Raw genomic sequence first — 12,588 nt, 5'->3', positions numbered from 1 at the left:
GGAGTGGATCCAATTTAGGCCTGATGATGTGAAAGTGGCGTGAAAATCGTGTCGTCAAAACGAAAGCCTTTCTCAATGTGTGCGGTAAAAATAGAACTCAGCTGTAGCGCAATGCCAGCACTGTAATCCGTTAGGGTGAGTCAATTGCTCCTCTGACTGCCGGATAACATTATGCCGTTCTCCCTCGAACTGATTTCTGCCTTCGCACTGTTTGCGTTTGTCTCCTCCATCACCCCTGGCCCCAATAACACCATGCTGCTGGCATCGGGCGTCAACTTCGGATTCAGGCGCACCATCCCCCATGCACTGGGTATTAGTTTCGGCTTCATGTTTTTGGTGCTGGCCGTCGGGCTGGGGCTGGGCGGCGTGTTCAAGGCCGTACCCATGGCCTACACCGTGTTGCGTTACCTGGGGGCGGCTTACTTGCTGTACCTGGCCTGGAAAGTAGCCACATCAGGTCCTGTTTCTGATTCAGAATCGGCCCAAGGCACCCCTTTGGGGTTCTGGGGCGCGGCGGCTTTCCAGTGGGTCAATCCCAAGGCGTGGGTGATGGCCATCGGCGCGATCACGACCTACACGCCATCACAGGGTTACATCGCCAATGTGTTCATCATCGCCCTGGTATTTGCCATCATCAACTTGCCCAGCGTGTGCGTGTGGGCCGGGTGCGGCAGCGCGTTACGCAACGTTTTGACCAAACCTAAATGGTTGTTGGCTTTCAATCTGACGATGGCAGTTCTGTTGGTGGTGTCGCTGTATCCAATTCTGTTTGATGTTCATTGAGCCACTCCTGGCTCAGGGTTGGCGTGTCGCCCAAATACTCCAATAGCCAGCTCATGGCGGGGGAATGATTTTTCTGCGACCAGGCAATGCACGAAGGGCTGGCGGGGAAGGGGCGTTGCAAGTGCAGCGCAACCAGCTTGCCTTGCTCGATCAAGGGTTGGGCAAGATGGGCGGGTACCATGCCGACGCACAGCCCGTCGCTCAGGCAGGCCAGGCCCGTGGCCCAGTCAGGCACCATCATTCTGCGCTGGTTATCCAGCGTCCAGGTGTCACGTTTGGGCAAGCTGCGTGAGGTGTCATCCATGCACAGCGAGGGGAAGGGGCGCAAATGATCATCGCCCAGCAATCCTGCAACCGAAGCCAGTGGATGCAGTGGGCTGACCACGCACAGCCAGTGCAAAAAGCCCATGTCGCGAAAGGCAAAGCTGCCCGCCACCGGTACGGCACGCGTGGCGCCGATGACAATGTCGGTGCGCCCGTCCACCAGTGCGTCCCACACACCGTTGTACACCTCGTACTGAACAATCAGCTCCACGTCCGGAAAGTGCCGATAGAAGTCGATCACCATTTGCTGGCAGCGCGGATGCTTGATGATCGAGTCCACGGCTACCCGCAATTGGCCGCTCCAACCATTGGCCACCTGCTGACACAAGCGGCGGGTGCCAAGCATTTTTTTCATCACGTCGCGGGCTTCCTTGACAAACAACTGCCCGGCGGGCGTCAGCTCTACATCCCTGTGGCGACGAACGAACAACGGAACGGCCAGCCACTGCTCCAGCTGGCGAACGGTGTAGCTGACGGCTGAGGGCACGCGGTGCAGTTCCTGGGCCGCACCACTGAAACTGCCGTGGCGGGCCACTGCATCAATTACATCCAACGAGTATTCGGACCACATGAGTTTGCCTTCAAAAAATTCGATGCCAGTTGGCAATTATTATCGCTTCACAAGCAAATCCTCAGCTGGATAATGCGCGTCAGTCAACAAATTGTTTGATGGCAAGTTTTTAGGTGCACATGAAGAACTCTTTTGGTTTTACCTGTTATCTCGCCGGGCTCAGCATGCTCGGCTATCTGGCGATGGATATGTACCTGCCAGCATTCGGTACTTTGCGCAGTGAATTAGGGCTGTCAGCCGGTGCGGTGGGCGCGAGCCTGAGCATCTTTCTGGCCGGCTTTGCATTGGGTCAGTTGCTCTGGGGGCCGCTGTCGGATCGCCTTGGGCGCAAGCCGGTGCTCTTGGCGGGTCTGTCGCTGTTTTCGCTGGGCTGCGCGGGCATGTTCTGGGTTGAGAGCAGCGTGTTGCTCTTGAGCTTGCGGTTTATCCAGGCCATCGGCATCTGTGCGGCGGCCGTTACCTGGCAAGCCCTGGTGATTGATCGCTACCCGGCTGACCAGGCCAGCCGTGTATTTGCCGGAATCATGCCGCTCATGGGCCTCTCTCCGGCTCTTGCCCCCTTGCTGGGAGCCGTGGTCCTGAGTCACCTGGGCTGGCAAGCGATTTTTGCGGTGTTATTGGGCCTGGCTGTGCTGCTGATCATCCCGACACTTATGCTCAAAGAAAAAATTCGTACAACGTCCAAGACCGTAGCGTCAGGCGTGAGTTACTGGCAGCTTCTGTGTTCGGCCAAATTCAGTGGCAACGTGATGATCTTCGCGGCGTGCTCGGCCAGCTTTTTCGCCTGGTTGACGGCATCGCCCTTTATCCTCGGCGATATGGGCTACAGCCCGAGCGATATTGGCTTGAGCTATGCGCTACCCACGCTGGCATTTTTGGTCGGTGGTTACAGCTGCCGCAGCGCACTGCAGCGAGTGAGCGGTCGTACGCTGTTGCCCTGGTTGCTGGTGGCTTACTGCGCCAGCATGGTGGGGTTGTATCTGGTCGCCACACAAACCGAGCCAACGCTGACCACCTTACTGATCCCGTTTTGTTTGATGGCGCTGGTGAACGGTGCGAGTTACCCGATTGTGGTGGCGAATGCCTTGATGCCGTTTTCGGAAAACTCCGGCAAAGCCGCTGCACTGCAAAATACCTTGCAGCTTGGACTGTGTTTTCTGGGTAGCTTGCTGGTGTCGGCCTTTATCAGCCAACCCCTGCAAATCACCGTCGAAGTGATGCTGGCCACTGCACCCCTGGCGTTGTTGGGTTACTTGATTCAGCGGCGCAAGGCTAATGCCAAGGCCTTTGCCGCATCCTGACGGTAGTGGCAGGTCGAAAACCTGTAGATACTCTGTTGCCAGCCGGCCTGTTTAGAGAAATGTGCTTCGCTAAACAGGTCGGCCTGTAGGCCGCCTCGGCGGGCCGTTGATCTTGTTTTTGCACTGGTTTTTGATCTGCCTGCCCTTCGGGAGGCCGAGCGCAGGTTCTGCGTAGTGGGTCGACCGGCATGGATGCCGGGAGAGCCGTGTTGGGCCATGGATGGCCCGTCACGGCGTGCCCACGGAGCGGGACCGGAGTGAGGGACACCTGAGCGCAGCGAGGGCCGTACGCGGGGGCAAGGCCTTTTTGGGTACTTTTGTGGCTGTTTAACAAAAGTGCCTCGCTGTAAAAGCGAAACCATCATTTCAGTTAACCGCGAATGCCGGATATGTACCCCGTGTGCCCGTTGTTTTGCGATGCGCCCGCAGCGATGCCGAGTCCATATCCATTCGATATGTCACGGTTCTCTACGGGTTCCGCCCTTACGGCGGGTCACTTTTTCCAAACGCCGAAAAAGTAACCAAAAAGGCTTGCCCTACCATTCGGCCGCCTCGCCCAGGCTCGGTGGTTCCCTCACTCCGGCACTGTCATGGGGGCACGCCGCGACGGGCCATCCATGGCCCATCGCGGCTGGCGCGGCGTCCTGCCGCGCCACCCCCATAACAGCACCTGCGTTCGGCCTTCTGTGATGGGCATTCGCGTCGTCTGGACATTCGTGTGGCTCCAGCAAAAGCAAAATGCATCGCAGACGTCACAGAACCCTACGAAAAACGGTTTAGCGCCAACATACAAGCCGCTGACGAGTGGAACGAGGCTGCGATCGGCTGCAGAGCAGTCGTAAAACCATGGTTCGCGATTCTTCAGGTAGCACGCGATTGCCGGGTTTTGCGAGGAGTGCCTCCTCGATCGCAGCCTCGCACGGCTCGTCAGCGGCTACAGGTTTGGTGGCGTAGCAGGTGGATCAGGCCACATCCACCAGCACGACTTCGCTTTCTTCAATGGCTGTCACGCGCAGTAACGACTCGTCGACGACCGCTATGCCGTCCCGTGCGTTGGCCCGCAGGCCGTTGACCTCGATCAATCCTGTGGCGGGTACGAGATAGGCCCGGCGGCCACTGTCCAGGCGGTATTCGGCAGTTTCTCCGGCCTTGAGGTTTGCAGCGACCAGTCTTGCGTCGGCGCGAATGCCCAGGCTTTCGTTATCTCCCTCTTTGCCGCTGGCCAGCGTCACAAAGCCCTCGCGCTGCCCTTGTGGGAAAGGCTTGGCGCCCCAGGCGGGTGCCTCACCTTCTTTGTTGGGGATGATCCAGATCTGAAAGATCTTGGTCGGTGTCGACTCCAAATTGTATTCGCTGTGCGCAATCCCGGTGCCCGCACTCATTACCTGTACATCGCCTGCTTCAGTTCGGCCCTTGTTGCCCAGATTATCCTCGTGGCTGATTGCGCCTTCACGGACATAGGTGATGATTTCCATGTCGCGGTGCGGGTGCTTCGGAAAGCCGGTGCCCGGGGCGATGACATCGTCATTCCACACCCGCAGGTTGCCCCAGTTCATACGGGACGGATCGTAGTACTCGGCGAACGAAAAGTGATGATGGGCATCCAACCAGCCGTGGTTTGCGCCGCCCAGGGTAGTGAAGGGTCTGAGTTCAAGCATGATAGGTCTCCTGTTCAGGTTGCCCGTGGATGTGAACGGCTACCCGATTGATGATGGGATGATTCTCTGTCAGGAACATATCGATAAAAAGCTTAAAAAGTGCGTAAATCTGATCTAATAATTAGATGTTTGATGTTGCCGCCGAATAGTCTTTACCTTCACTGCATGGCCTAAACAGCTGATGCTCAAGCAATTAGCTAGATCTCTGTGCGTAATGGCGCGACCATAGCCCATCCACCCGGACAGCCTCACACTCTGGAGTCAGCGTGCCGCAACACAATCCCGAACTGCCTGATGAACTCGCGCCCCTTACCCAATTGCCATTGTTCAAGCGCCTGGCGGCGCGATTATTTGGCAGTGGTTTGAGTCGTTTGCGTGCACAACATGCCGCGTCATGGCTACAAGGCCAGGCAGACGGCTTTCGCAGCGGGCACAGTGCCGGGGTCGATTACGGCTTTTCAGAGGGCCATGCCGAAGGGCTTGAAGAGGGGCGTCAGGTGCTGTTTATCAGCGACACGCGCCCGCGAGAGCTGCGGGCGCCCGGGATCGATGACCACCTGTTCGATGACTGGCGACTGCCGCTGGGGCCTGAGCTGAAAAAGCAGATCAAGGCGGACGTGGCCGCGATCCTGCCCGAGCACGCTCAGCCCAGTGCCGCACAGTGGAAGATGATCTTCAGCGATACGCCGTCTACCTCAGTGGTTGCGGGGGCCGGGGCAGGGAAGTCGACGTCACTGGTGTTGCGGATTCTACTGTTGACCCACTACCTGGGTTTTGAACTCGATTCGATGACCGTGGTGACCTTTACCCGGGAGTCGCGCAAGGACTTCATCAAGAAGCTGCAGGAGATTTTTGCCTTGTGGGGCCGCACCCTGTCCCTCAAGGAAGCCCGGGATGTGGTGCGCACATTCCACTCGCGGATTTTGCCCATGGTGCGCAGTTTGCCCGGCTACTCCCAGTTGCAAGCGTTCGAGACTCTGAACACCCGTAGCCTGCTCAACGACGACGATACCGACAGCAATCCGTTTGACCTGCGTATCAACGATGCTCAGCGTCAGCAGCTCAATGCCTGCTTCCACGGGCTGTACAGCCGCGATGAGCGCTTCCGTCAGACCTTGGCACCTCTGCGCATGCACGCCCTGCAACTCAAGGAACTGGAGCGCGACCATCCCGATGTGCAAAAGCGCATGGCCGTGACCGAACTGGCCGCCAAGCGCGATGAAGAACTCTGCGACACCCTGGAGGACCTGTGGTTTGCCGCCGGGGCGTGGCCGATCAAAGGCATCGAACCCAATCGCGAAACCGTCGAGATCAATGGCTCGCAGTTCCATTGCCACGGTTACATTGCCGAGCTGGATGCCTGGGTCGTGCTGGGGTTCGATCCGCGGGAAAACCCTCAGATTTGCCGTCCCGGTGCCCGGCTCAGTGTGCGTGCCGAGTGGGCAGTAAAGCGCACACTGTTTCGAGCTTTCTGCGGTAAGCCATTGATCTGGTTGGATAGCTATGAGTCTGCCAAACGCGTCATCAGCTCGATGGCGGGTGATGCCAGTGCAGGCCCGGGTTTTGATTACAAGCTCAAGGGTGAGTTGGGTTCAGCGCCGTTGCTCGACAGTTTTGTGGCGGCGGCCAGCTTTATCGAGAACCTGGGGCTCGACGTTGCGGCAGCCGTGGCCGACATGCGCTTTGCCAAGGACGATCCGGACCGTTTCTTTTTTGAGGCCTTGAGCCTCTACTGGCGGGCGCTGGAGGATCATTTGCTGGCCCAGACTCCCCCGGTCATGACCTATAACCGCATGTTCTCCCTGTTTGGCGAGAACACCCCGCAGAACTTCAAGCTGTTAAGCCATGAGCAACTGCGCCCACTGTCGCACTTGATGATTGATGAGTTTCAGGACGTCTCGCCGCAGATAGTGTCCTGGTTGCGTGCCAGCCTGCGCGAAATCCGTAGCCGAGGCCCTGCGATGCATGTGGGGCGTGGGGCCCAGCGCTCCTCGCTGCTGTGTGTCGGGGATGACTGGCAATCGATCTACGGCTGGCGGGGCAGTTCGCCCAAGTACTTCATGGAGTTCAACAAGGAATTTCCGTCCCCCGCGACCACGCGGGTGATGCTCAGCGACAACTTCCGCAGCCATCAGCACATCATCGATGCGGCCGAACATATCGTGCGCGCCGCGCCGTCCATCACCGGTAAAAAGGCCAAGGCCAGCGGAGAGCCCAAGACACCCGTCCCGGTCAATGTCCTGCATCGGGACGATCAGGGTTTGGCTGCGCGCTTGATCGAGCATTACAACGCAGGCGACAGCATCTTGATGTTGTATCGAAAAAGCAGCGATAAGCTATTGATAGAAAAGGATATACAGTCAGTAGTTAATGTTGATTCTAGGTTGGCGCCTGAAGATCGCCGGCTCAAGCAACTGACCTATCACAGCTCCAAGGGTTTGCAGGCGGATGCAGTGTTCTTGCTGGGTGACTGCCAGCACCTGACGTCTTCACCCTATAAGAATCAGGTGTATCGCATGGCCGGCCTGGGCAAGGACGCCGACCCTGAGCCGTACGATAACGCGCAGAAAGACGAAATTCTGCGTCTGGCCTATGTGGGCATCACCCGGGCAGTGACGCACTGCTACTGGTATCTGGAAAATCAGGATGCCCACGGGCCAAACGTTCCCAAGGCTTCTGATCGCGTGCCCCAGGGCAAGCCGTTCTTTGAGGATCTGCGTGTCACGTGAGTCGCAACAGGCGCCTGATGCGTCAGGCGTGAATAACAACAATGTTTGGCTTTGCCAGTAGAAGGAACTTCTTTTGATCACTACCTTGTTTGCCAAAAACAACAGCGCCCGTGTCATCGGTTTATCGGCTCTGGCCCTCTTGATCGGGGGTTGCAACAGCGGGCACCAAGCGCTTGATAAAACCCCCGAGTTGCCGCCCGCACCCGAGATATCCTCGGGCTTTCGTGCGGACATGGCCCCCGTGCATGCGCAGCGGCACATGGCCGCCGCAGCCAACCCATTAGCGACCGCTGCAGGGCAGCAGATGCTGCGCAAAGGGGGATCTGCAATCGATGCCGCGATCGCCATGCAAGCCGTGCTCGCACTGGTAGAACCTCAGGCAAGCGGTATCGGTGGTGGTGCTTTCATTGTGTACTGGGACGGCAAGCGGGTTCAGGCCTTCGATGGTCGTGAAACAGCCCCGTCCGGTGCCAACAGCCGTATGTTCCTGGGTAAAGATGGCCAGCCGATCCCTTTTACGGATGCTCAAATAGGCGGGCGTTCAGTGGGCGTCCCTGGTGTGCTCAGAGCGCTGGAAATGGCCCATCAGCAACATGGCAAACTGCCTTGGCGTGACCTGTTCCAGCCTGCCATTGAACTGGCGCGTGAAGGGTTTCCAGTCTCCAGGCGTTTGCACACGCAGATCGCTGCTGACAAATTCATTGCTGCTTCGCCGCAAATGGCCAAGTACTTTTTGACCGAACAGGGGCAGCCTCTGCCGGTTGGGACTCTGCTTAAGAATCCTGAATTGGCACAGACCCTGGATGCCATCGCTACACAAGGTGCAGACGCCTTCTACCAGGGTGCAGTCGCACAGGCGATGGTTGATCAGGTCAGGTCCCACGCCAATCCCGGCACTCTGTCCCTGACCGATATCAGCCGTTACCGGGCCAAGGAGCGTGAGCCCGTGTGTGGTGACTACAAACAATGGCAAGTGTGCGGCATGCCACCGCCATCTTCGGGTGGTGTAGCGGTGCTGCAGACCCTGGGGATTCTCGAGGCCCTGCAGAGCAAATCACCAGCGCTGGACCTGGCAGCCCTGGCACCTGTGCCAAGCTCCACGGGAGCACGCCTGGAACCCTCGGTTAAAGCGGTTCACCTGATCTCGGAGGCAGAGCGCCTGGCTTACGCTGACCGGGCGTTGTATCTGGCAGATAGCGACTATGTGCCGGTCAACGTGAAAGGGCTGACCGATAAAGCGTATCTGCAGGCCAGGGCATCACTTGTCAGCGAGCAAAGCATGGGGCGTGCCCAGGCGGGGACTCCAGCGGGGATGAACCTTGCGTTGGCGCCGGATCGCTCACCTCTGCGTATTTCCACCTCGCAAATTGCCGCCGTTGACGATCAGGGCGGGGCGATATCGATGACCACCTCGGTTGAGGCTGCGTTTGGCTCACATGTGATGACCAATGGCTTCATCTTGAACAACCAGCTCACCGACTTCTCATTTGTCCCTGAAGAAAACGGTAAACCGGTGGCCAACCGAATCGAGCCAGGCAAGCGACCTCGTTCCTCAATGGCCCCGACGCTGGTATTTGATCGCAAAAGCGGCGAACTGGTCGCCACCGTTGGTTCTCCGGGTGGTTCACAGATCATCGAGTACGTGAACAAGGCAGTGATTGGGCTGGTGGACTGGAAACTCGATCCTCAGCAGGCAATCAGCCTTCCCAATTTCGGCAGTCGCAACGTGGGCACTGAAGTCGAGGCCGGTCTCGTGAGCCCTGCACTGATTCAGCAGTTGAAAGATCGTGGACACGATGTGTCCGTCATCGACATGACCAGTGGCACCCAGATTATCGCTCGAGATAAAAATGGCTGGGCCGCCGGGGCCGACCCTCGCCGAGAAGGCACTGCACTGGGGGATTGAACCCGCTGAGGGAGCGAGCCTGCTCGCGATGCAGGCGCTGCGGTCTGTCAGTCGAACCGCAGGGATGCCATCGCAGGCAAGCCAGCTCCCGCAGGTACTTTTGGGCTCATTGATGAATCCGCTGCAGGCGCAGATCAGGCCTGCGCTTGCCAGGCCTGGGGCGGTACGAAGCTCTCGAGTTCGTCCTCCACGACCTGAATGATGCGCCCCAACTGGCCCAGGCTCATGACCGTGGCGCAGGGTATGCCGGCAATGGCAATTACGGTTTCGCCACTGGCGCGGTCAAACAGTCGGGCGATCATGCTGCTCGGCGCGTCCATGGTCGCCTCGAAGCCCATCGGGTGAAAATGCCAGCGCATAAGTTGGCAGGCGTTCGGGAAGGTGACTTTATTGATGTTTCCCTGCGAGTACATAGAGCAATTCCTTTAGCTCAAGTGGCGTGTGCGGCACGGTTCTGGCCGCGTGTGTTTGCAAGTATTTCGTGTTCAAAGCTATCACCCAAGCATGATAGCGATAAGCCTTTTTTTGCCCGCTAGCCAGTTGATTGACCAGGTTTTGATGTGAATCATGCACTTAGGCTATTTATCTCCTGTGCATGCCCATTGAAGCCAGCGCGCAAACTCGGCACTCTCTGTTTTTTGCCTTCGAGCATTTTATGTCAGCCTCAGACGACGGCCCCGAGCACACCCGCGCCACTGGCGAAGCCGTGATGCGCTATCACCTGTGCTGGAAGCACCGGGACCTTGATGGGGTAATGGCGCTTTACCATCCCGATGTGACCTACAACGACTTTTTCCAGAATCGGGTCATGACCCTCGATGAGCTGCGCGAGTATGTGCAATCGTCCATGCCCAGGGAGCCGGATGAAGCGCTCGAGCACAGCGATCGCATCCGCCTGGATGGCAATACCGCCTTTATCCAGTACCGCATGACTCTGCGCGGCAGTCAGGGCCTGGTGTCTTTCCGGGCCAGCGAAGCCATTACCGTGCGTGATGGTCTGATCTGGCGGGTCAATGAGTACGCCTCTCTGGTTCACGAAACGCCAGCCAACTCTGCACGTCAGGGCTCATTGCGGCCTGCGGTCAGCCGTCTTGGGCTTTCGGCCCGGCAGTTGAGTTTTATGGCCCAGGACCTGCAAACCTACTTTGAACGCCAACAACCCTGGCTCGATCCCGATCTGGATTTGCAGCAAGTGGCCCAAGCCTGCGGCTATACCCGCAATCAGATGTCGTATTTGCTCAATCAGGTGCTGGGGCTCAGTTTTTATCGCTACGTGAATCAGGCGCGGCTGCGCCATGTATTGGCCGCGATGGATGTGGCCGCAACACCTGTCAAAGTCGATGAGCTGGCTTTTTCGGCTGGGTTTAACTCGATATCTGCGTTTTACAGCTGTTTTCGCCAGCACACGGGGCAATCGCCTAATGCCTACGCCAAACAAATTTCTTTGCGGGTACGCACGCAAGACGTACCTGAGGCCAACGACTAGGATCGAGCCATTCTTGGATCGGTGTGGAGTCGGTAATGCCAGCATGGCGCTCAATCAGTTTATGGATGGACCAGCTTGGGGAGGAACTCGCACCTCGGCCGTCCCTGGAGCACGACCTGGATGTCGATGTCGTCATCATCGGTGCCGGTTATACCGGGCTCTGGACGGCGTATTACCTCAAACGCCATGCGCCTGAACTGAGTATCGCCATCGTTGAAGCCCAAACAGCGGGCTTCGGCGCTTCCGGGCGCAACGGAGGATGGTTGATGGGCAACCTGCTGGGTGAGGATCGGTTGCTCGCAGGCCTGTCTATCGAACACCGGCGTGAATCCTTCGACTTACTGCACGGTATTCCCGACGAAGTTAAGAACGTCATTGATCGTGAAGGCATCGACTGCGATTACCGAAAAGGTGGCGGGTTATATTGCGCGGCACGCTATCCGGAGCAGGAAACCAGCCTGCGCCGGTATCTGGCCAGCCTTTACGCCGAAGGCTTGAACGAGTCCGACTACCGCTGGTTGAGCCCCGCCGAGCTGGCACAGCAGATCCGCATCGCCAAACCCTATGGCGGGATTTTCACGCCCCATATTGCAACCATTCACCCTGCCAAGCTGGTACGCGGTCTCGCCCGTGCCGTTGAGCGTATGGGGGTGAAGATTTTTGAACAAAGCCCGGTAACCGAGTGGCGCGCAGGGGTTGCCCGCACCCACAAGGCGCAGGTGCGCAGCCGTTGGGTGGTGCCTGCCGTGGAAGGCTATGCCAACACTTTGGCGCCTCTTGGGCGCTATCAATTACCGGTACAGAGCCTGCTGGTGGCCACCGAACCTTTGCCGCAAACCACGTGGGACGACATTGGCCTGTCCCAGGGCCAGGCCTTCAGTGAAAGCAGCCGTCAGGTCACCTATGGCCAGCGCACTGCAGACAACCGCCTGGTGTTTGGGGCCCGGGGTGGTTATCAGTTTGGCGGACGCTTGCGCGAGAACTTTGATCTGAGCAAAGACGAAGTCGAACTGCGCCGCTACCTGTTTGGGGAGCTGTTCCCGCAGCTCAAAAACGTAGAGATCAGTCACGCCTGGGGCGGCAACCTAGGAATGTCGCGACGGTTTCAGCCGCACATGCTCTGTGATCGCCAGCAGGGTATTGCGTTGGCCGGTGGTTACGGCGGAGAGGGCGTAGGTGCCAGCCATTTGGGCGGGCGCACCCTGGCTGACCTGATTTTGCAGCGCGACACCCTTGAAGTCAGGCAGCCGTGGGTGTTGACCGAAGGCGGGCTTGGCGCACTCAAGGCCTGGGAGCCCGAGCCGTGCCGCTGGCTCGGTTACAACGCGATCATTCGCAGCTTTGTGTACGAAGACAAAACCTTGGCCAATCCTGACAGCCCGCCCTGGCGTCGGCAGTTTGCCAGCCGCATGGCCGGATTTATGGAAAGTTTCATGCATTAACCAACACTGGCACGCTTAACAGGAAGCATCCCATGAGCATCACTCAGTTCAAAAATACCCTCCACGTGGCTTTGCAGGAGTCTTTTCCCGTAGCCGTGCCGCTCGGTACGCCGGTGGCGGTGACGTCAGTCACCTGCGTTGAGCGCAACGACGGCGTCGAGACCGGCATCTGGGAATGCACCCCGGGTCGCTGGCGTCGCCAGATCGTGGAGCAAGAGTTCTGCCACTTCATCCAGGGCCGCTGCACGTTCACCCCGGATGACGGTGAAACCCTGACCATAGAAGCAGGCGACGCACTGATGTTGCCTGCCAACAGCACCGGAATCTGGGATATCCAGGAAACCGTGCGCAAGACCTACGTTTTGATCCTTTGATCGCCGAAACCTGC

Annotated in this window: 10 protein-coding genes; 7 read left to right on the top strand and 3 right to left on the bottom strand. The window is 58.2% G+C overall.

Translation table 11 applies throughout. From position 1 onward, the window contains the following. Window positions 1-171: 171 nt before the first annotated feature. Window positions 172-783 carry a LysE family translocator gene (locus RGV06_RS02895; protein WP_019825740.1) on the top strand — a complete coding sequence of 204 codons (612 nt, stop codon included), beginning with the start codon at window positions 172-174 and terminating at the stop codon, window positions 781-783. Here RGV06_RS02895 and punR read toward each other — a convergent pair. Beyond that, complete coding sequence (gene punR / locus RGV06_RS02890; RefSeq protein ID WP_322149339.1) at window positions 719-1,678, bottom strand: DNA-binding transcriptional activator PunR; 960 nt, start codon at window positions 1,676-1,678, stop codon at window positions 719-721. The two genes, RGV06_RS02895 and punR, sit on opposite strands and share 65 nt — an antisense overlap. Window positions 1,679-1,797: 119 nt before the next feature. Here punR and punC point away from each other — a divergent pair, with 119 nt between their 5' ends. Then, window positions 1,798-2,979 (top strand): purine nucleoside transporter PunC, encoded by a 1,182-nt coding sequence (gene punC, locus RGV06_RS02885; RefSeq protein ID WP_037032332.1) that lies wholly within the window; start codon window positions 1,798-1,800, stop codon window positions 2,977-2,979. 962 nt (window positions 2,980-3,941) lie between these two features. On the opposite strand, the gene RGV06_RS02880 is transcribed toward punC, so the two are convergent. Continuing rightward, window positions 3,942-4,637, bottom strand: coding sequence for a pirin family protein (locus RGV06_RS02880; protein ID WP_322149338.1), 696 nt, complete (start codon window positions 4,635-4,637; stop codon window positions 3,942-3,944). 266 nt (window positions 4,638-4,903) lie between these two features. Here RGV06_RS02880 and RGV06_RS02875 point away from each other — a divergent pair, with 266 nt between their 5' ends. Both RGV06_RS02875 and ggt read left to right on the top strand, forming a co-directional pair. Beyond that, on the top strand, window positions 4,904-7,366 hold the full coding sequence (locus RGV06_RS02875; RefSeq protein WP_322149337.1) for a UvrD-helicase domain-containing protein: 2,463 nt from the start codon (window positions 4,904-4,906) through the stop codon (window positions 7,364-7,366). A 73-nt stretch (window positions 7,367-7,439) separates the two neighbouring features. Beyond that, a complete protein-coding gene (gene ggt, locus RGV06_RS02870; RefSeq protein ID WP_416194548.1) occupies window positions 7,440-9,272 on the top strand; it encodes a gamma-glutamyltransferase in 1,833 nt (610 codons plus the stop codon). Between the two features lie 134 nt (window positions 9,273-9,406). On the opposite strand, the gene RGV06_RS02865 is transcribed toward ggt, so the two are convergent. Next, the gene (locus RGV06_RS02865) at window positions 9,407-9,685 is read right to left on the bottom strand and encodes a DUF1652 domain-containing protein (RefSeq protein ID WP_019822869.1); all 279 of its coding nucleotides are present in this window, start codon (window positions 9,683-9,685) and stop codon (window positions 9,407-9,409) included. A 242-nt stretch (window positions 9,686-9,927) separates the two neighbouring features. Between RGV06_RS02865 and RGV06_RS02860 the strand changes: the two genes are divergently transcribed. The 3 genes from RGV06_RS02860 to RGV06_RS02850 are packed head-to-tail and all read left to right on the top strand — an operon-like array spanning window position 9,928 to window position 12,574. Then, entirely contained in the window at window positions 9,928-10,758 is an 831-nt protein-coding gene (locus tag RGV06_RS02860; RefSeq protein ID WP_322149336.1) for a helix-turn-helix domain-containing protein, read from the top strand. 35 nt (window positions 10,759-10,793) lie between these two features. Further along, a complete protein-coding gene (locus tag RGV06_RS02855) occupies window positions 10,794-12,200 on the top strand; it encodes an NAD(P)/FAD-dependent oxidoreductase (RefSeq protein WP_048352095.1) in 1,407 nt (468 codons plus the stop codon). A 32-nt stretch (window positions 12,201-12,232) separates the two neighbouring features. Next, window positions 12,233-12,574: a cupin domain-containing protein gene (locus tag RGV06_RS02850; RefSeq protein WP_019822863.1), complete on the top strand. Its 342-nt coding sequence runs from the start codon at window positions 12,233-12,235 to the stop codon at window positions 12,572-12,574. Window positions 12,575-12,588 lie beyond the last annotated feature (14 nt).

It is taken from the genome of Pseudomonas sp. CCI3.1 (genome assembly GCF_034313985.1).
Lineage (GTDB): Bacteria > Pseudomonadota > Gammaproteobacteria > Pseudomonadales > Pseudomonadaceae > Aquipseudomonas > Aquipseudomonas psychrophila.
The sequence above is the reverse complement of the archived record's forward strand: the minus strand, read 5'-3'. Positions and strand labels throughout refer to the sequence as shown.